Annotated in this window: 17 protein-coding genes; 10 read left to right on the top strand and 7 right to left on the bottom strand. The window is 69.1% G+C overall.

Annotated features, from left to right (window positions below; genetic code table 11):
* Positions 1 to 45 precede the first annotated feature (45 nt).
* Positions 46 to 2,337: an ATP-dependent DNA helicase RecG gene (recG, locus tag QR64_RS19940; RefSeq protein ID WP_016691906.1), complete on the bottom strand. Its 2,292-nt coding sequence runs from the start codon at positions 2,335 to 2,337 to the stop codon at positions 46 to 48.
* A 45-nt stretch (positions 2,338 to 2,382) separates the two neighbouring features.
* Positions 2,383 to 4,071 (bottom strand): DAK2 domain-containing protein, encoded by a 1,689-nt coding sequence (locus tag QR64_RS19935; protein ID WP_039586925.1) that lies wholly within the window; start codon positions 4,069 to 4,071, stop codon positions 2,383 to 2,385.
* Between the two features lie 233 nt (positions 4,072 to 4,304).
* Between QR64_RS19935 and rpmB the strand changes: the two genes are divergently transcribed.
* Together rpmB and QR64_RS19925 are read left to right on the top strand one after the other, a co-directional pair.
* Positions 4,305 to 4,496: a 50S ribosomal protein L28 gene (gene rpmB, locus QR64_RS19930; protein ID WP_006551201.1), complete on the top strand. Its 192-nt coding sequence runs from the start codon at positions 4,305 to 4,307 to the stop codon at positions 4,494 to 4,496.
* 88 nt (positions 4,497 to 4,584) lie between these two features.
* Positions 4,585 to 5,400, top strand: coding sequence for an enoyl-CoA hydratase/isomerase family protein (locus tag QR64_RS19925; RefSeq protein WP_006551200.1), 816 nt, complete (start codon positions 4,585 to 4,587; stop codon positions 5,398 to 5,400).
* 22 nt (positions 5,401 to 5,422) lie between these two features.
* Here the strand turns inward: QR64_RS19925 and QR64_RS19920 are convergent, their stop codons facing one another.
* Genes QR64_RS19920 through QR64_RS19910 form a run of 3 tightly spaced genes read right to left on the bottom strand, consistent with a single transcriptional unit; the run spans position 5,423 to position 7,699 of the window.
* Positions 5,423 to 6,151 (bottom strand): uracil-DNA glycosylase, encoded by a 729-nt coding sequence (locus QR64_RS19920; protein ID WP_052227380.1) that lies wholly within the window; start codon positions 6,149 to 6,151, stop codon positions 5,423 to 5,425.
* A gap of 3 nt (positions 6,152 to 6,154) precedes the next feature.
* A complete protein-coding gene (locus QR64_RS19915; RefSeq protein WP_006551198.1) occupies positions 6,155 to 6,682 on the bottom strand; it encodes a gamma carbonic anhydrase family protein in 528 nt (175 codons plus the stop codon).
* Between the two features lie 45 nt (positions 6,683 to 6,727).
* Entirely contained in the window at positions 6,728 to 7,699 is a 972-nt protein-coding gene (locus QR64_RS19910) for a thiamine-phosphate kinase (RefSeq protein WP_052227379.1), read from the bottom strand.
* A 96-nt stretch (positions 7,700 to 7,795) separates the two neighbouring features.
* On the opposite strand from QR64_RS19910, the gene QR64_RS19905 reads away from it, so the two are divergent.
* On the top strand, positions 7,796 to 8,410 hold the full coding sequence (locus QR64_RS19905; RefSeq protein WP_039586923.1) for a DUF3515 domain-containing protein: 615 nt from the start codon (positions 7,796 to 7,798) through the stop codon (positions 8,408 to 8,410).
* A gap of 75 nt (positions 8,411 to 8,485) precedes the next feature.
* On the opposite strand, the gene QR64_RS19900 is transcribed toward QR64_RS19905, so the two are convergent.
* Positions 8,486 to 10,027 (bottom strand): acetyl-CoA hydrolase/transferase family protein, encoded by a 1,542-nt coding sequence (locus QR64_RS19900; RefSeq protein WP_039587366.1) that lies wholly within the window; start codon positions 10,025 to 10,027, stop codon positions 8,486 to 8,488.
* A gap of 349 nt (positions 10,028 to 10,376) precedes the next feature.
* On the opposite strand from QR64_RS19900, the gene QR64_RS19895 reads away from it, so the two are divergent.
* The 5 genes from QR64_RS19895 to QR64_RS19875 all read left to right on the top strand — a co-directional run bounded on the left by QR64_RS19895 (position 10,377) and on the right by QR64_RS19875 (position 16,025).
* Positions 10,377 to 12,509 carry a RecQ family ATP-dependent DNA helicase gene (locus tag QR64_RS19895; protein ID WP_039586922.1) on the top strand — a complete coding sequence of 711 codons (2,133 nt, stop codon included), beginning with the start codon at positions 10,377 to 10,379 and terminating at the stop codon, positions 12,507 to 12,509.
* A gap of 216 nt (positions 12,510 to 12,725) precedes the next feature.
* Positions 12,726 to 13,232, top strand: coding sequence for a diaminobutyrate acetyltransferase (gene ectA, locus QR64_RS19890; protein ID WP_006551193.1), 507 nt, complete (start codon positions 12,726 to 12,728; stop codon positions 13,230 to 13,232).
* Positions 13,233 to 13,293: 61 nt separating this feature from the next.
* Positions 13,294 to 14,583, top strand: coding sequence for a diaminobutyrate--2-oxoglutarate transaminase (gene ectB, locus QR64_RS19885; protein ID WP_039586920.1), 1,290 nt, complete (start codon positions 13,294 to 13,296; stop codon positions 14,581 to 14,583).
* Positions 14,584 to 14,641: 58 nt separating this feature from the next.
* Entirely contained in the window at positions 14,642 to 15,040 is a 399-nt protein-coding gene (locus QR64_RS19880; protein ID WP_006551191.1) for an ectoine synthase, read from the top strand.
* Between the two features lie 49 nt (positions 15,041 to 15,089).
* Positions 15,090 to 16,025 carry a D-isomer specific 2-hydroxyacid dehydrogenase family protein gene (locus QR64_RS19875; RefSeq protein ID WP_024100603.1) on the top strand — a complete coding sequence of 312 codons (936 nt, stop codon included), beginning with the start codon at positions 15,090 to 15,092 and terminating at the stop codon, positions 16,023 to 16,025.
* Positions 16,026 to 16,063: 38 nt separating this feature from the next.
* On the opposite strand, the gene ligD is transcribed toward QR64_RS19875, so the two are convergent.
* Positions 16,064 to 17,011, bottom strand: a complete 948-nt coding sequence (ligD, locus tag QR64_RS19870; RefSeq protein WP_039586919.1) for a non-homologous end-joining DNA ligase — start codon at positions 17,009 to 17,011, stop codon at positions 16,064 to 16,066.
* A gap of 135 nt (positions 17,012 to 17,146) precedes the next feature.
* Here ligD and QR64_RS19865 point away from each other — a divergent pair, with 135 nt between their 5' ends.
* Both QR64_RS19865 and QR64_RS19860 read left to right on the top strand, forming a co-directional pair.
* A complete protein-coding gene (locus QR64_RS19865; protein WP_039587364.1) occupies positions 17,147 to 18,685 on the top strand; it encodes an ATP-dependent DNA ligase in 1,539 nt (512 codons plus the stop codon).
* Between the two features lie 5 nt (positions 18,686 to 18,690).
* The gene (locus QR64_RS19860; RefSeq protein WP_052227378.1) at positions 18,691 to 19,536 is read left to right on the top strand and encodes an NAD-dependent protein deacetylase; all 846 of its coding nucleotides are present in this window, start codon (positions 18,691 to 18,693) and stop codon (positions 19,534 to 19,536) included.
* Positions 19,537 to 19,539: the final 3 nt, after the last annotated feature.

Raw genomic sequence — 19,539 nt, 5'->3', positions numbered from 1 at the left:
TTCTGGGGCACGGTGTACGGAACGTAACCCGGTACGGGACGTGACTCAGGACTTGTCGAGATAGGCCACACGCTCGGCGTCGAGCGCGGCCCGCACCATGCTCGCGAGCCCCGGGTGGTGTTCGAGGCCGGGATCCTTCTCCGTCACCGTCCGGGAGAAGTCGCGGGCCGCCTCGATGACGTCGGCGTCGTCGACGAGCGAGAGCAGCCGCAGCGTCGACACCGTGCCGGACTGGGCGACACCGAGGACGTCGCCCTCCCGGCGCAACTGCAGGTCGAGCTGGGCGAGTTCGAAACCGTCGGTGGTGCCGGCGACTGCCTCGAGCCGCATCATCGTCGGGGTCGCGGGCTTCGCGTCGGTCACGAGCAGGCACAGACCCTGGTGGCCGCCACGACCGACGCGACCGCGCAACTGGTGCAGCTGGCTGACACCGAACCGGTCGGCGTCGACGATCACCATCACGGTCGCGTTCGGCACGTCGACACCGACCTCGACGACGGTCGTGCACACGAGCACGTCGAGCTCCGCGGCGTTGAAGGCCTGCATCACCGCGTCCTTCTCGTCGCCGGGGAGGCGACCGTGCAGCAGCCCCACCCTCAGATCCCGCAGCGGACCGGAGGTGAGGAACTCGAACTGCTCGAGCACCGAGACGGTCTCGGGCGGGGCCTGCTTGCCCTTCCCCGACCCCGACGGCTCGGACCCGTCCGGATCGAAGAGCGCATCGTCGTCGGAATCACCGTCGCCGATACGGGAACACACCACGTAGGCCTGCCGGCCCTCGGCGACCTCCTCGCGGATACGCTCCCAGGCGCGGTCGACCCACTTCGGATGCACCTTCGCCGGGACCACGCGGCTGACGATCGGCGACCGCCCGCGGGGCAACTCGCGCAGGGTCGAGACCTCGAGGTCGCCGAGCACCGTCATCGCGATGGTGCGCGGGATGGGCGTCGCGGTCATCACCAGCACGTGCGGGGACGCGCCGTCGCGACCTCGCGAGCGCAGGGCATCGCGCTGTTCGACACCGAAGCGGTGCTGCTCGTCGATCACCACCAGGCCGAGATCGAAGAACTGCACCGTGTCCTCGATCAAGGCGTGCGTGCCGATGACGATCCCGGCATCGCCCGTCACCGCCTCGTTGAGTGCGGCCCGTTTGCGCGCGACCCCCATCGAGCCGGTCAGCAGGGTCACGCGGGTCGCGAGTTCGTGGGCGCCGAGTTCGCCCGCCGCGGCGAGATCGCCGAGCATCTTCGTGAGCGAACGCGCGTGCTGGGCCGCGAGCACCTCGGTGGGCGCGAGCAGCGCGCACTGCCGGCCGGAGTCGATCACCTGCAGCATCGCCCGCAGCGCCACGATGGTCTTGCCCGAACCGACCTCGCCCTGGAGCAGCCGGTTCATGGGGTGCTCGCGTGCGAGATCGGCCGCGATCTCGTCGGCCACCGACAGCTGCCCGGCCGTCAGCTCGAAGGGCAGCCGCCGGTCGAACTCGTCGGCGATCCCGCCCTCGCGGCGTGGGCAGGACGGCGCCGACCGCACCTCGACGTCGTGCCGGCGTCCGGCGAGCACGAGCTGCACCGCGGCGGCCTCGTCGAACCGCAGGCGGTCGCGCGCCCGGTCGATCTCCTGCTTCGTGTCGGGCAGGTGGATCGAGCGCAACGCTTCGTCGAGCCCCACGAAGCCGTGCTCGTCGCGCACCCACTCGGGCAGCGGGTCGTCGACGTGGTCGAGCTGGTCGAGCACCTGCCGCACACACCGCATGACGGTCCACGACTCGACCTCGCGGGTCGCGCGGTACATCGGGATCAGCGCACGGTCGAAGACCGACATGTCGACCCCCGAGCCGTCCTGCGCGGTGCGTGCGAGACCCGCCAGGGCTCCGGCGCCCCGCACCCGCGCCGGTGTCGCCGAGACCAGGTCCTCGGCGTCGCGCGGTTCGGGCAACACGAGATAGCTCGGGTGGGTCAGGCTCCACTTGTCGCGGAAGTACTTCACGGTGCCGGAGAACATCGCACGCACGCCGGGCTTGATGTTGTGCTTGACCCGGTGCGGGTTGAAGAAGGTGACGTCGATGCTGTGACGATCGGAGCGCAGCCGCACCGCGAGGCGTTTGCCGGCGCGGGACTTCATCGGCACCTCCTGCGCCGACTCGACCCGCGCGATGATCGTGATGTGCTGGCCCTCGGTGGGCTGACTCTCGCCGAGCTCGGCGCCCTGGGTGGCGTAGCGGTGCGGATAGTGCCTCAGCAGATCCTCGACGGTGGTCATCCCGAACGCGTCGTGCAAGGCGTCCGCCGTCTTGCGGCCGAGGACATGATCGAGCCGGTCCGCGAGTGTCGCCACTGCCGTCCCTTCCGCTACTCCTGCGGTGGCCTCGCGGCGCACCGGCTACTCGACGCCGAGCTGCAGCAGGTCGCTGCGCTGACCGCCCTGGTAGACCGCCACGTCGATCTCCGGGTGACGGTGATCGAGATGAGCGACCAGCTGCTCGACGAGTCCGTCGGGGGCGTCGGCACCGACCAGCATCGTCACGAGCTCACCGCCCGCGGCGAGAATCCTGTCGAGCAGTGACGCTCCCGCTGTCACCAGATCATGCTCGATCACTACGACATCATGGCCGGCCAGTCCGAGACTGTCGCCGGGTTCGCACGTTCCGACCCAGGTCAGCGCACGTTCGTTCGCGTACCGCAGCGACCCCCACCGCACACACGACGCCGCCTCCGACATCGCGAAGGCGTCGTCGACCGTCGCGCGCATCGGATCGTGCACGGCCAACGAGGCCAGCCCCTGGACGACGGAGGAGGACGGCAGGAACATCACGTCACGGTCGTCCCGCCGCGCCCGGGCGCCCACGGCGACGACGTCCTGCGCGGAGAGCGCACCGTTGGGCAGCACCAGGACGTCCCGGCTCGGCAGTGCCCGGATCGCCTCGAGCAGTTCGTCCGGGGCTGAGATCTCCTCGGCCCGCAGCACCCGGGCACCCTCCGCCTCGAACAGTTCGGCCGCGCCCTCGCCGCCCACCACTGCGAGGACCGCCCGGGACTGTTCCTCCGCCGACTCGGCACGGACCCGGGCGAGAGCCGTGCCCAGCGCCACGGGACCGTCGCCGCAGCCGCGACGCGCGGACTCGAGCGCGAAGCACGTGATGTCGATGCGGCTCAGCGAACCCGCCGCGAGACCGGCCTCCACGGCAGCTCCGGGCTCGCAGCAGTGCACGTGAACGGACCAGCACCCCGATCCCCCGGAAACGATCGCGACCGAGTCGCCGAGCGCGTCGAGGGAGGACCTCAAGGCATCCATGCGCGCGTCGTCGGAATTCCCGACGAGATACATCACTTCGTACTCCTGCTGGTCGCTGTCGTGACGTTCGTCGACGATCTCGGGTTCGACGACAGGCCGCGAGGTGCCGGCGAGCACCATCCGGCGATCGGGCCGTATTCCGGTGGTGACCTCCACCAGGCAGTCGAGCAGCACGAGCAGGCCGAGGCCGCCGGCGTCGACGACCCCTGCCTCGGCGAGGACGTCGAGCTGGGTGGTGGTGCGCTGCAGCGCGTCGGCGGCGGCGTCGGCACTCGCGACGGCGACATCGCACACGGTCGCATCCGTCTCCGAGGCGACGCGGGTCGCGCCCTCGGCCGCAGCTTCGAGGACGCTGACGATGGTGCCCTTCGCGGGTGCGCTGAGCGCTCCGGTCACGAGCGTCGCGGCGTGGGAGAAGGCGGCGGCGAGGTCCCGGGCGCCGACCGTCGTCAGTCCCGCGATCGCGTCGGCGAGACCGCGGAGTGCCTGTGCCAGGATGATCCCGGAATTGCCCCGCGCCCCGGCGAAGGCACCACGCGCGAGCCCTTCGGCGACGTCGGATGCGGTGAGCGCGCCGTCCACGGGCCCGCCGATCCGGGCCGCCGCGGCCTGCAGGGTGATCAGCAGATTGTTTCCGGTGTCCCCGTCGGGCACCGGGAAGACGTTGAGCGAGTTGATCTCCGCTCGGCGCTGTTCGAGCGCTTCCACACCGAACTCGACCCACCGGCGCAGCGCCCGCCCGTCCACCGTGTCCTCGGCTCCGAGCAACGATTCCACCCCCTTCGCCTCGTCCTGCGAGCATCGTCCACCTCTGCGATCGGTACCGTTGCGCACGGTGCCGAGCCCTGGCGAACAGGTTAGCCGCGAGTCGTCGCACCGTCCGGTTTGGCCAACCGCCCTCGAGTTCGCTAAGCTTGCCGGGTTGCCTCGCACGGGCGGCTCGTTCCCCGTGTTCGCAAGGCGAAACAACAGACAGAAGATCTATCCACTAGACACAAGGAGTTCGCGACATGGCTGCCGTCTGCGACGTATGCGCCAAGGGCCCCGGCTTCGGGAAGTCGGTCTCGCACTCGCACCGGCGTACCAACCGTCGCTGGAACCCGAACATCCAGAGCGTGCGCGCTCAGGTTGCACCGGGCAACACCCGCAAGATGAACGTGTGCACCTCCTGCCTCAAGGCCGGCAAGGTCGTCCGCGGCTGATTCCCGGTCGAGTCGTCGCGAAGGCCCCCTGCGCTGATTGCGCAGGGGGCCTTCGCCGTTCGATCCTGCGGCCCGATATCGTGCGGGAATGACCGAGAACCAAGTTTCCTTCCCCGACAGCGACTCTCTCCGTTCACTGGTGAGCGTGGAGGACCGCGTCCTGCGGATCGCCGTGGCGACCTCCGAGCACGGCACCTCCCTGTCCCCCGCAGGTATGGAGCAGGGCATCGCAGCCCTGCGTGCGGCAGGCCCGGAGATCGGCGCCGTGCTGCTCGTCGGTGAGGGTGCGAACTTCTGCGCGGGCGGCAACGTCCACGGATTCGCCGCGGCCGAGGACCGTGGCGCCCACCTGCTCGAGATCGCGAACCTCTTCCATGACTTCGTGCGCGCACTGGAGAAGGCGGCCGTGCCGGTCGTCGCCGCCGTGCACGGCTGGGCCGCCGGCGCCGGCATGAGCCTGGCGCTGCTCGCCGACATCGCGCTCGCCGGCCCCGGCACGAAGATGCGCGCCGCGTACCCGTCGATCGGCTTCTCCCCCGACGGCGGCATGTCGTGGACACTGCCGCGGATCGTCGGCCCGTCGCGGGCACGGGAGATCATCATGACCGACGCCGTGATCGGCGCCGACGAAGCCGTGCGCCTGGGTCTGCTCAGCCGGCTCGTCGCCGACGGCGAGATCCAAAGCGAAGGGTTGCGACTCGCACGAACCCTCGCGCACGGCCCCACGCAGTCCTACGCCGCCATCCGCTCGCTCGTGGCGGGCTCGGCCGGACGATCGCTGTCCGACCACCTCGATGCCGAAGCCGCCTCGATCTCCGCGGCCGCGACGACGCCCACAGGTATCGAGGGTGTCGACGCCTTCGTCGCCAAGCGGCGTCCGGACTGGGATTCGGCCCGCGCCTGACATCCGGGCGGCGGATCGGTGGTCAGGGCAGTCGCCAGTCCACCGGTTCGCCGCCCTGTTCGACGAGCAGGGCGTTCGCGCGGCTGAACGGACGCGACCCGAAGAATCCGCGTGAGGCCGACAGCGGGGACGGGTGCGCCGACTTCACGGTGGGCACACCACCGAGCATGGGTTCGAGGGTCGCCGCGTCGCGGCCCCACAGGATCGCGACGAGCGGGGTACCGCGCGCGACCAGCGCGCGGATCGCCTGCTCGGTGACGGCCTCCCAGCCCTTGCCGCGATGCGAGGCCGGCTGGCCCGGCGCGACGGTGAGGACCCGGTTGAGCAACAGGACACCGTGCTCGGTCCACGACGACAGGTCGCCCGTGGAGGGCTGCGGCAGACCGAGATCGTCGGTGTACTCGCGGTAGATGTTGGCGAGACTGCGCGGGATCGGCCGGACGGCCGGAGCCACCGAGAAGCTCAGTCCCACAGCGTGACCCGGAGTGGGATAGGGATCCTGCCCGACGATCAGGACGCGGACGGACTCGAACGGCTGTGTGAAGGCACGCAGCACGTTCGGACCGGACGGCAGGTAACTGCGGCCCGCGGCGAGTTCGGCGCGGAGGAACTGCCCCATCGCGGTGATGTCACCTGCGACGGGTTCGAGTGCTCGCGCCCAGCCCGGGTCGACGAGTTCGGACAGGGGCCGACCGGCACGGGGCTCGTCCGCTCCCCCGTCCGCGGACTGTGTGTCGACGGTGTCGGCCACCTGTCACTCCTGGTCGATGCGGCGGAGAGCGGTCCGGTAGTAGGCGGCGTTCGCCGCATACATCTCGGCGTTGGGGTCGAATTTGTTCTCGGGGATCTCGTAGCCCTCGCGGACCTTCGCGGGGATGCCCATCGCCATGCGGCGGGGCGGAAGTTCGAAGCGCGGTGGGATCAGGGCGCCGGCGGCGACCTGCGCTCCGGCGCCGATGACCGATCCGTTGAGGACGAGCGAACCCGAGCCGATCAGCGCGCCGTCACCGATCGTGGAGCCCTCGATGTGCGCGTTGTGCCCGACGACGCACCGCGCGCCGATGACGGTGGCCTCGATCGCGGTGCAGTGGATGATCGTGCCGTCCTGGATGTTGGTCTTCTCCCCCACGGTGATCGTGCCGTAGTCCCCGCGCAGCACCGCCGAGGGCCACACGGAGGCACCGGCACCGAGGGTGACGTTGCCGATCACGACCGCGTCGGGGTGAACCCACGCGTCGGGATGGATATCGGGGACACGCTCGCCGAGTGCGTAGACAGCCATGACTGCAGAACCTATCTCGAGCGAACCCCACCCGAAGTGGTCGCCCTAGTGACCAGCGCCCGCCGCAAAGCTCTCCCAGCCTCCGGATCCGTCGCGGCGCTGCCCGTCGACGGTGACGCCGAAGCCTTCCAGGACCACGCCGATCGGCCGCCATCCGTCCGGCAGTGCGACCTCGCGAGGGAAGCACGCTGCGAGGGCATGGTCCTCGCCGCCGGTGAGGATCCATTCCCACGGGTCGGCCGCCAGCACCCGACCGGTCTCGCGGAGTTGCGTGTCGGGAGCGAGCGCACCGGAGTCGAGGTCGATCGCGACCTCCGAAGCCGTGCAGATGTGCTCGAGATCGGCGACGAGACCGTCGGAGATGTCGGTGCATGCGTGGGCGCCTGCTGCGGCCGCTGCAGGACCTGCGGCGTAGGGCGGAGTGGGCACACGATGCGCCGCGACGAGTTCGGGGAAGTCCCGGTTGCCGGCCAGCAGCAGGGCCAGACCCGCCGCGGAACGACCGATGCGACCGGCGAGGGCGACGACGTCGCCGGGGCAGGCGGTGGAGCGGAGCAGCGGTGGCCGTCCGTCGAGTTCGCCGAGCACGGTGACCGAGACGATCACCTGACCCGCTTGCACGAGATCGCCTCCCACGACTCCGGCGCCGATCTCCTCCGCAGCCTCCCCGATGCCCGCCGAGATGCCGTCGAGCACGGCGACGGGAGTCTCGGGCGGACAACCGAGGCCGACGACGAAGGCCGTGGGGCGGGCGCCGACCGCGGCGACATCGGCTCCGTTCTGGGCGACCGCCTTGCGTCCGACCTCTTCCGGGCTCGACCAGTCGAACCGGAAGTGACGTCCTTCGACCAGCATGTCGGTCGAGATCGCGATGCGCCCGTCGGATGCTGTCACGACCGCTGCGTCGTGGCCCGGCCCGACGAGTGTGCTGTCGGGTTGCCGCCGTGCTCTCACCGCGCGCTCGATCACTGGGAATTCGCCGATGTCGGCGACGGTGGGTCCGCTCGGGTTCGTCACGGTGACGGTCGCCTCTTTCTCGGTCGGCGGTGGGAGAGAGCCGGCACGTGCCCTGCTACGTTCGATCACGCTACCGCCCCCTGTCCCCGAGCCCGGATGCTGGACACGATGAACGACACCTCTGCTTCCGATCGCGAACCTTCCGACGACGTCGCCGTCGAGGCACCCGGATCGGACGGGATGCGACGCAGTCCCGCTCTGATCGCCACGGCGATCGCACTGCCCGTCGCCCTGCTGGTCGGAGTGGTGGTGGCGGCCGTGATCGTGTCGCAGTCACCGGTGAATACACCCGTGGGTCTCGGTCCCGTGCCCGCTCCGGAGGCGGAATCCGAATCCTGCTCGCAGTTGCTCGACGCGCTGCCGGAGGAGCTCGGCGACTACACGCGCGCCGAACTGGCCGATCCGGCACCGGTGGGTGCTGCGGCCTGGCAGTCCGACGACGGCGAGGAGGTCGTCCTGCGTTGCGGTCTCGACCGGCCCGACCAGTTCGACCGAGCGGCGGCGCTGCAGGTGATCGACGACGTGCAGTGGTTCGAGGTGTCGGGCGCCGAGCAGGGCATCCCGGCGAGTACGTGGTTCGCCGTCGACCGTCCGGTCTACGTGGCCTTGACCGTGCCCGACGGATCTGGGCCGACCCCGCTGCAGGACATCACGGCGACGATCTCCGCGGCGCTCCCGCAGCAGGAGATCGATCCGGCGCCGATCCGCTGAGCCGGACGGACGAGAAAGGTCGGCCCCGGCACCGTGGTGTGGTGCCGGGGCCGACCGTGTTCGTCGCCGCGTCGATCAGGATGCGTGCATGGTCCCCGTGCGCTGGTAGCGCTCGTGGAAGGAGAACGCCTCACCGAGCAGGTGCGGGGTGTGACCTGCTCCGGGGGTGGCTTCTGCGCGCTCGATGTAGTCGAGCAGTTCGGCGCGGTAGTCGGGATGCGCGCAGCGCTCCACGACGACCCGCGACCGACGGCGGGGGGACAGTGCGCGCAGATCGGCGAGACCCTGTTCGGTCACGATGACCTGCACGTCGTGCTCGGTGTGGTCGACGTGCGGCACCATCGGGACGATCGACGAGATCGCGCCGTCGCGGGCCGTCGACGGGCTCAGGAACATCGACAGGTAGCCGTTGCGCGCGAAGTCGCCGGAGCCACCGATGCCGTTCATGATGCGGGTGCCCATCACGTGGGTGGAGTTGACGTTGCCGTACACGTCGGCTTCGAGCATGCCGTTCATGGCGATGATGCCGAGTCGGCGGACGATCTCGGGGTGGTTGCTGATCTCCTGCGGCCGCAACATGATGTGGTCGCGGTAGAAGTCGATGTTCTCGACGAAGTCGTTCAGCCCCGCTTCGGACAGTGCGAGGGAAGTCGCCGAGGCGAACCGGACGGTGCCGTGTTTGACGAGGTCGAGCATGCCGTCCTGGATGACCTCCGAGTAGCAGGTCAGCCCCCGGTACGGTCCGCTGTCGAGACCGGCGAGAACGGCGTTGGCGACGTTGCCGACACCCGACTGCAGCGGAAGCAGCGTGTCGGCGGGCAGTCGTCCCGCGGCGACCTCGTGCGCGAAGAAGTCGAGGACGTGGTCGGCGATGGCCCGGCTGGTGGCGTCGGGCGCCGTGAGCGCGGTGGCGCTGTCGGAACGGTCGGTCTCGACGACCGCGACGACGCGTTCCGGATCGATCCGGAAGTAGGGCTGGCCGATGCGGTCCTCGACGTCGGTGAGGTCGATCGGACGACGGTTCGGGGGAAGCGCGGTGCCGTAGTAGACGTCGTGCACGCCGTCCATGGCGGCGGGGATCCACGAGTTGACCTCGAGGATCACCTTCTCGGCGACGTCGAGCCAGGTCTTGTTGTTTCCGATGGACGTGGCGGGGATCAGCTCGCCCGTCTCCGTGATGCCGGAGATCTCGACGACGGCGACGTCGATGTGTCCGTAGTAGCCCTCCCAGACCTGCTGGGCGACGTGCGACAGGTGTATGTCGACGTAGTCCATCCGGCCTTCGTTGATCCGCCCTCGGGCGGTGGGCTCTGCCTGGTACGGCATACGCAGCGCGATTCCGTCGACGTCGGCGAGCATGCGCTCGGTGTCGGAGGCCACCGACGCTCCGGTGAGCAGGTTGATCCGGAAGTCGCCGCCGGTCGCCCGCGTGCGCCGGATGTGTTCGGCGAGGGCCGGGGTCACTGCCTTCGGGGTGCCTGCGCTGGCGAAGCCGCTGATGGCGACCGTGTCGCCGGGGCGAATCCACTGGACGGCGTCCTGAGCCGACACGATCTTCTTGCGGTAGGTCTCATGACGTACCCGAGCCTCGGCCGGGGTCACGACGACCGACTCCACAGACGGCGCTGCGGGGGATGAAAGGGCTGCGTACATGACGACGACCATAGCGGCGCGGATGATCCGCTCATCACACTCGGTCCGGATCAGCGATCGCCGTCACCAATTCGGACACAGAGTGCCACGAGTCGCACTCCAAGATCGACGCCATCGGAAGTTGTTGTTTCGCAATCTTTTACAGCATGATCTCTGCCACGTCGACTGACACTGGGTGCCACCGCCTTTCGCGAGAGCCGCTCCGCCGCCATCTCTACGGTATCCCCGTTCGCCGCCGCATCAGTACCGTTCGCCGCCCCCGACGAACCGTTCACCGCCGCCGTGACGGAACGCCGTCGGGCACGATTGCAGCATGACGAACTCCACCGACCTGTTGCGCGACGATGCCGAGCACCTTCTCCGCGAGCTGGCGGGCCCCGATGCCCGGCTCCGGGACGACCAATGGGTCGCGATCGAGGCACTGGTGGTGCACCGTCGCCGCGCCCTCGTCGTCCAGCGCACGGGCTGGGGGAAGTCGGCCGTCTACTTCATCTCCGCCAAGCTGCTGCGCCGGCAGGGCCGGGGTCCCACGGTGATCGTCTCGCCGTTGCTCGCCCTGATGCGCAACCAGGTCGCGGCCGCCGAACGGGCCGGGGTCCACGCCGCGACCATCAACTCCGGCAACGTCACCGAATGGGCGGACATCCACGAGCGGATCGCGGCGGGCGAGGTCGACGTCCTCCTCGTCAGCCCCGAACGCCTGAACAACCCCGACTTCCGCGACCAGGTGCTGCCCTCCCTCGCCCGCGACGCCGGGCTGGTGGTCGTCGACGAGGCGCACTGCGTGTCGGACTGGGGTCACGACTTCCGGCCCGACTACCGCCGCATCCGCACCCTCGTCGCCGAGCTCGGCGACGACATCCCCGTGCTGGCGACGACGGCGACCGCCAACGACCGGGTGGTCGCCGACATCGCCGCCCAGCTCGGTGTCGGCGGCAACAGCGATGTCGGCGGGAGCAACGATGCCGCCTCCGACGGCACGCTCGTGCTGCGCGGTGGCCTCGACCGTCCGTCGCTGCACCTGTCGGTGGTGCGGATCGACGAGCCGGCGCGACGCGCGGCGTGGCTCGCGCAGCATCTGAAGGATCTGCCGGGCTCGGGCATCGTGTACGCGCTGACGGTCTCCGCCGCCCGCGACCTCGCCGCGCTGCTCGCCGACCACGGTTACGCGGTGGCCGCGTACACCGGACAGACCGAACCGACCGAGCGCGAACAGCTCGAGGCCGATCTGCTCGACAACAAGGTCAAGGCGCTCGTCGCGACCTCGGCGCTCGGCATGGGCTTCGACAAACCCGACCTCGGCTTCGTGGTGCACCTCGGCGCTCCCTCGTCCCCGATCTCCTACTACCAGCAGGTCGGGCGTGCGGGTCGCTCCACCGAACGCGCCGAGGTGGTTCTGCTCCCCGGCCCGGAGGACCGCCGGATCTGGCAGTGGTTCGCCTCGGTCGCCTTCCCGGACGAGGCACTCGTACGCCGTGTGATCGCAGCGCTCGATACCGAACGGCCGGTATCGACACCCGCGCTCGAACCGCGGGTCGACCTCACGCGCTCCCGCCTGGAGATGGTCCTCAAGGTCCTCGACGTCGACGGAGCGGTGAAGAGGGTCAAGGGCGGCTGGATCGCCACCGGGCAGCCCTGGGTGTACGACGAGGAGCGCTACGGGCGCCTCGAGGAGGCCCGCGCCGCGGAACAGGAGGCGATGCTCGAATACGAGCGCACCACCGAGTGCCGCATGGTCTTCCTCCGCCGGCAGCTCGACGACCCCGATCTCGACGCTGCAGGCACCGGCTGCGGCCGGTGCGACAACTGCATCGGGTCCCGGTGGGAGACGTCCGTCGGCGACGACGAGGTCGCCCGGACCCGCGCCCGCCTCGAACGCCCCGGCGTCGATCTGCCGCCGCGCCGGCAGTGGCCCACGGGGATGTCGACCCTCGGGATCGCGCTGTCGGGCCGGATCACGGACGGTCCGCGCCCGGGGCGCGTACTGGGCCGGTTGTCGGATCTGGGATGGGGACCGCGACTGCGCGAACTGCTCGACGGGCCGGACCGCGAGGTGCCGAAGGCGGTGGTCGACGCGTCGATCGCGGTGCTCGCCGCGTGGGACTGGGAGGAGCGGCCCACCGCCGTCATGGCCATGGACTCCCCCACGCATCCCCTGCTCGTCGAGTCACTCGCGTTCCGATTGGCACAAATCGGACGATTACGAGATCTAGGTGTATTGCGACGCCGAAGCGGGAATACGGAGCCGACGGCAGCGAACTCGGCATATCGGGTCGCCGCACTGATCGATGCGTGGGAGCGACCCGACAACCTCGGGTCGAATGGTCCGATCCTTCTCGTCGATGCGGTGACCGACACCGGCTGGACGTTCACGATGGCGGCGAGAACTCTCGTCGCTGCGGGAGCCGACGCGGTGTTGCCGTACGCACTCGCGAGCCCGAAGTAATCGCCACGAGGAGGACCGACGTAACATGTTTGTGACCGGCATCACAACATGCGCTCGACCTGCACGGACCACAGGGTTCCGATCCCGATTCCGGACACGGGCGTGATCTCGACACCGGAAGTTGTTAGGTTGAAAGGACATATGAGGCCCGTCAAGGAAAGAAGTACCCCGACCCCCGACTCGGCTGAATCGAATACCGCGACCACCCCTTCGGAGGTGGCCGCAACCGAGTCCGGTAGTGAGCCGGCTGCAATCGAATTCCGGCGTCCGCGTATCGCCGACGGTAGACGACTCTGGCAGATCGCGCGTGATTCGCAGGTTCTCGACGTCAATTCCGGTTACGCATATGTGTTGTGGTGTCGCGATTTCGCCGACACATCGGTCGTCGCAACGGATGACACCGATCGCCCCGTGGGATTCGTGACCGGCTACCGCCGTCCCGACTCCCCGAACACCCTGTTCGTCTGGCAGGTGGCAGTCGACGCAGACCAGCGTGGACGTGGAGTGGCCGGCCGTATGCTCGACGCTCTGCTCGACCGACTCGAGCCGCTCGGCGTGACCCGTCTGGAAACGACGGTGAGTCCCGACAACGAAGCGTCGATCGCAATGTTCACCGCTCTCGCGCGTCGCCGCGGAACGCATATCACTCGCACCGAGTTGTTCGCGCCCGACGATTTCCCCGATTCACATCTGGCCGAGGATCTCTACACCATCGGCGAATGATCGCAGCGCGTGTGCGCACGACATCTTCATAATTTTCGAATAATCACAGGAGGACCACGACATGACCATCCTGGAAAACAAGCCCGAGACCACCGGTAAGCCCGATACTGCGATTTTCTCGCACCTCGAATCCGAGGTCCGGAGTTACAGCCGCGGCTGGCCCGCCGTTTTCGACAAGGCATCGGGATCCTGGCTGCGCAGCGAGGACGGCAAGGACTACCTCGACTTCTTCGCGGGCGCCGGAGCCCTGAACTACGGCCACAACAATCCGGTTCTCAAGTCGGCCCTGGTCGACTACATCATGAGCGACGGCGTCACCCACGGCCTCGACATGTACACCGTCGCCAAGCGCAAGCTGCTCGAGACCTTCGAGTCGCACGTGCTCGCGCCGCGCGGCCTGGACTACAAGGTCCAGTTCCCCGGCCCGACCGGCACGAACGCCGTCGAGGCGGCGCTCAAGCTCGCCCGCAAGGTGACCGGTCGCGAGTCGATCATCAACTTCACCAACGCTTTCCACGGCATGACCCTGGGTGCGCTGTCGGTGACCGGTAACTCGATGAAGCGCGCCGGCGCGGGTATCCCCCTCGTCCACGCCACGCCGATGCCGTTCGACAACTACTTCAACGGCGTCACCGAGGACTTCCAGTGGTTCTCGCGCGTCCTCGACGACGCCGGCAGCGGCCTGAACCGTCCGGCCGCGGTCATCGTCGAGACCGTGCAGGGTGAAGGCGGCGTGAATGTTGCTCGCCCCGAGTGGCTTCGCGCTCTGGCCGATCTGTGCAAGGAACGCGACATCCTGCTGATCGTCGACGACGTGCAGATGGGCTGCGGCCGCACCGGCCCGTTCTTCTCGTTCGAGATCGCCGGCATCACGCCCGACATCGTGACCCTGTCGAAGTCGATCGGCGGATACGGAATGCCGCTGGCGCTCACCCTGTTCAAGCGTGAGCTCGACGTGTGGGGCCCGGGCGAGCACAACGGCACCTTCCGCGGCAACAACCCGGCTTTCGTGACGGCGGCTGCCGCCCTCGAGCACTACTGGGCCGACGACAAGCTCGAGCGCGACACCCTGCGCAAGGGCGAGCGCATCCGCCAGACCTTCATGAACCTGTCGGACATGTTCGACGGCGTCTCGACCCGCGGCCGCGGCCTGGTCCAGGGCCTGGTCTTCGACAAGCCGGAGGACGCCGACAAGGTTTGCGCCCTGGCCTTCGAAGAGGGTCTGCTCGCCGAGACCTCCGGTCCGTCGGACGAGGTCGTCAAGCTGCTGCCGCCGCTGACCATCACCGACGACGAACTCGAGTTCGGGCTGAACATCCTGGCGGAAGCGACCGCCAAGGTCCGTTCCTGAGCGGTCCCCCGCTCCGCCCGTTCCGAACCGACTTGCAGAAGAAGGACTTTCGACACCCATGATCGTTCGTACGACAGAAGAGATCACCGGCACCGAGCGCGACGTCGTCTCGGAGGACGGCCAGTGGCGCAGCAAGCGCATCGTCCTCGCCGGCGACAAGGTGGGCTTCTCGTTCCACGAGACCACCATCGAACCCGGCACCGTCAACGAGTTCCACTACGCCAACCACGTCGAGGCCGTGTGGCTCGTCGAGGGCACCGGCAAGCTCCAGGACCTCGACAACGACGTGGAGTACGACCTCGCTCCGGGCACGATGTACCTGCTCAACGGACACGAGCGTCACCGCGTGCTCCCCGAAACGCGCATGCGCATGCTGTGCGTCTTCAATCCCCCGGTCACCGGCCGTGAGGTGCACGACGAGAACGGTGTGTACCCGTTGATCGTCGAACCCGCCTGAGCGCGGTAACCACGTGACCGATGCGGGGCGGACGCTTAGAGTCGAGACCATGACTCCCGAGCGTGCGCCCCGCATCGCTGTCGGCCCCGAGCGCGACCCCCGTTTCGAACGGGCGGTCACGGGCGGGGGCGGCGTGCCCTGCGGACTCGAGGAGACCCCCGACGCGCTCGTCTGGACGGCCGGGCCGCAGGACTTCCCCGAGGTCCTCCCCGCCTCCGTCCGCTGGGTGCAGCTGCCGTCCGCCGGTGTCGAGTACTGGCTGTCGCAGGGCGTCGTCAAGGCCCATCCTCGCGTCACCTGGACGTCGGCGGCCGCGGCCTACTCCACGACCGTCGCCGAGCACGCGCTCCTGCTCCTGCTCGCCGGGGTCCGGGCCCTGCCGGCCCATCTGGCGGCCACCTCGTGGACACCCGAGAGTCTCGCACCGGTCGTCGGCACCCTCCGCGGCGCGACGGTCGGGATCATCGGCGCCGGGGGTGTCGGCCGGGCGCTGATCCCGATGCTGGCCGCGCTGGGAGCGCGCGCGCTCGCCGTCACCCGCAGCGGTCGTCCCGTGCCGGGAGCCATCGAGACGTTCCCCGTCGAACGTATCGACGAGATATGGCCTCTGGCAGATCATTTCGTCATCTCCGCGACGGCCACTCTCGACGTCGAGCAGCTCGTCGGCGCAACCGAGCTCGCAGCGATGAAGTCCACGGCGTGGGTCGTCAACGTCGCCCGGGGCGATCTCGTCGACACCGACGCCCTCGTCGCCGCTCTCCGATCCGGCGCGATCGGTGGTGCAGGGCTCGACGTCACCGATCCCGAACCGCTCCCCGAGGATCATCCGTTGTGGACGCTCCCCAACGCCGTGATCACTCCCCACGACGCCAATCCACCCCCGCTGCGCATCCCGGCCTATCTCGAGCACGTGATCGAGAACGTCACACGCTTCGCATCCGGCCTCGTGCCGATCGGGGTCGTCGATCCCAGCGCCGGCTACTAGGCCACGTCTACCGGGCCACCGTTACCGGGCCACAGCGCTCACTCCGACTCCTTCTCCTGCTTCTCGTCGCGTTGCGCCCATTCCAGGAGCGGATCGAGGGAGAAGACCGCGTCGTCGATACCCGAGTGCAGGTCGCCGAGTTCCTCGAACCGCTTCGGCACGGTCCGGATCGTGAAGTCCCGTGGTTCGAGGTCGTCGATCTCCTCCCACCGCACCGGAGTGGAGATCGTCGCCTCCGACACACCGCGGACCGAATAGGCACTGGCGATCGTGTGGTCGCGCGAGTTCTGGTTGTAGTCGACGAAGACCGCCGACGGGTCGCGTTCCTTGCGCCACCATGCCGTCGTCACGTCGCCGGGCGCGCGTCGTTCCACCTCCCGCGCGAAAGCCCATGCGGCCCTTCGGACGTCGTCGAACTCCCATTCCGGCGCGATCCGGACGTAGACGTGCAGGCCGTCGCCGCCCGAGGTCTTCGGCCAGCCCACGGCACCGAGTTCGTCGAGCACCTCGTGCGCCACCTTCGCGACACGCCGGACCCGGTCGAAATCGCAGTCGGGCATCGGATCGAGGTCGATCCTCCACTCGTCGGGTCGCTCCACGTCGCTGCGCCGCGAGTTCCACGGATGGAACTCCACGGTGGACATCTGCACGGCCCACACGACGTCGGCGAGATGGGTCACGCACAGTTCGTCGGCATCGCGGTCGTAGCGCGGGAAGTGCACCCGCACGGTCTCGACCCAGTCCGGAGCCCCGCGCGGCAAACGCTTCTGGTGTACCTTCCGCCCTTCGAGCCCGTCGGGGAACCGGTGCAGCATGCAGGGCCGTTCGCGGAGTGCCCGGACGATCCCCTCCCCCACGCTCAGGTAGTAGTTCGCGAGGTCGAGCTTGGTCGCCCCGATCTCGGGGAAGTACACGCGCTCGGGGTGCGAGATGCGCACCGTGCGACCGTCCACGTCGAGTTCGACTGCATCGGCGTCCTTGCTCATCCGCGTCTCCCGTCCCTCCCTGCGTGGAGGCGTCCTGTGCACCATCCTGGCCTCTCGATTCCCACCGGCGTGCGGAAATACACCCCGGCGCACGATTTCCTCCGCGTGGCACGTCCGGGCGCTAACGTCGAAGCGATGCTGCTGCACTCGGTTGTCGACACCTCCGTCGCCGTCGCCGCCACACGGTCACGACGCACCAAGATCGATCTGCTGCGGGAAGTACTCGGGCGCGCCGAACCTCACGAGGTCGAAGCGGTGGTCTCATGGTTGTCCGGAGAGATGACCCAGGGTCGCCTGGGTGTCGGTTTCCGCACCCTCGCCGGCCTCTCCGCATCGGTCGCCGACGATCCCGTGCTCGACGTCGACGAGGTGTCCGGCTTCCTCGACCGCCTCGCCGGCATCTCCGGTTCCGGATCCACCGCCGCGCGGCAGCAACTGCTCCTGGATCTGTTCGGACGGGCCACCGAGGCCGAGCAGCGTTTCCTCGTCGCGCTCCTCGGCGGTGAGCTGCGGCAGGGCGCGCTCGAAGGGGTGATGACCGATGCGGTCGCAGCGGCAGCCGGTCTCCCCGTCGAACCGGTCCGTCGGGCGGTGATGTTGTCGGGCCGACTCGCGCAGGCCGCAGCGGCGGCCTTCGAGGGTGGTGTCGACGCGCTGGCGGAGTTCGGCCTGGAGCTCGGCCGACCGGTCCGGCCGATGCTCGCCTCACCCGCCGAGTCGCTCGAGGCGGCACTCATCGAGTTCGACGGGGCGGTGAGCGTGGAGTACAAACTCGACGGTGCACGCATCCAGGTGCACCGCCACGAGGACGCGGTGTGGATCTTCACCCGCACGCTGCGCGACATCACCGCATCGGTCCCCGAACTGGTCGAACTCGTCCGGGCGCTGCCGTGCCGCAGTGTCGTGCTCGACGGCGAGACACTCGCGCTCACCGATGCCGGCCGTCCCCGACCGTTCCAGGAGACCATGAGCCGGTTCGGTGCCCGCTCCGGACGCGAACTGCTTCTCCACCCGTACTTCTTCGACTGCCTGCACCTCGACGGCGCCGACCTGCTCGACGAGCCGCTGTCGGTGCGTCGCGACCATCTCGCCCGCGTCGCGGGTGAGCACCGCATCCCCGCGCTCGTCGCTCCGGACGCCGACAGCGCCGAGGCGCACCTCGGTGACTCGCTCGGCAACGGTCACGAGGGCGTCATAGTGAAGTCGCTCACATCGACCTACACCGCCGGCCGCCGAGGCCGAGCCTGGCAGAAGGTCAAACCCGAGCACACCCTGGATCTCGTGGTGCTCGCCGCCGAATGGGGTTACGGGCGCCGCACCGGCTTCCTGTCCAACCTGCACCTCGGTGCCCGCGACCCCGGCGGTGGTCCGCCGATCATGGTCGGGAAGACGTTCAAGGGACTCACCGACGCGCTGCTGCAGTGGCAGACAGAGGAATTCCCACGCCACGAGACACACCGCGACGAGCACACCGTCCACCTGCGACCCGCGATCGTCGTCGAGATCGAACTCGACGGAGTGCAGACGAGCAGCCGCTATCCGGGCGGGGTGGCGCTGCGCTTCGCACGGGTGCTGCGGTACCGGCCAGACAAGTCGGCCGCCGACGCCGACACCATCGATGCGGTCCGCGCGCTGCTGCCCGCGGCACCGGTTCCCGGAAGCCGCCTACCGTAGAAGGAGTGATCGACGTTCCACTCCGTTCCGACGACCTGCCCACTCTCCTGCACGGCCGTCGGATCGCTGTTCTCACCGGCGCCGGGCTGTCGACGGACTCCGGTATCCCCGACTATCGCGGACCGGACTCGCCGCCCCGCAACCCGATGACCTACCAGCAGTTCGTCGGCGACGCGGAGTTCCGGCAACGCTACTGGGCCCGCAACCACGTCGGTTGGAAGCACATGGACGCCGCCCGCCCGAATCCCGGGCACCGGGCGCTCGCGGCCCTCGAACGCGCCGGTTCCGTCGTCGGCGTGATCACCCAGAACGTCGACCTGCTGCACACGAAGGCCGGCAGCCGGCGGGTCGTCGACCTGCACGGCACCTACGCGCAGGTCCGATGCCTGTCGTGCGAACACCGCATCTCGCGGTTCACGCTGCACGAACGGCTGTGCGCGGCCAATCCGGGATTCGACGACCGGATGCGCGCGACGACCGGTCTCGAGGTCGCCCCCGATGCGGACGCGGTGGTCACCGACACCGAGGACTTCGTCGTCGTCGACTGCGAGCGCTGCGACGGGATGCTCAAACCCGACATCGTGTACTTCGGGGAGACGGTGCCGCGCCCGCGCGTCGATCTCGCCTTCTCGGTGGTGGACGGTGCCGACGCCCTGCTGGTCGCCGGGAGTTCACTGACGGTGCAGTCGGGGTTGCGGTTCGTACGTCGCGCCGTGCAGCGGAACATCCCGGTGGTGGTGATCAATCGTGGCCCCACCCGCGGGGATGCGCTGGCGACCCTCAAGCTCGAGGCGGGTACCTCGGAGACCCTCGCCTTCCTGGCCGACGCGGTGACCGCACCGACTTCGTGAGGT

Origin of the sequence: Rhodococcus sp. Chr-9 (assembly GCF_000801125.1) — a bacterium.
Classification (GTDB): Bacteria; Actinomycetota; Actinomycetes; order Mycobacteriales; family Mycobacteriaceae; genus Rhodococcus; species Rhodococcus pyridinivorans.
Note: the sequence above shows the minus strand (reverse complement) of the source record. Positions and strands in the feature narration are given on the sequence as shown.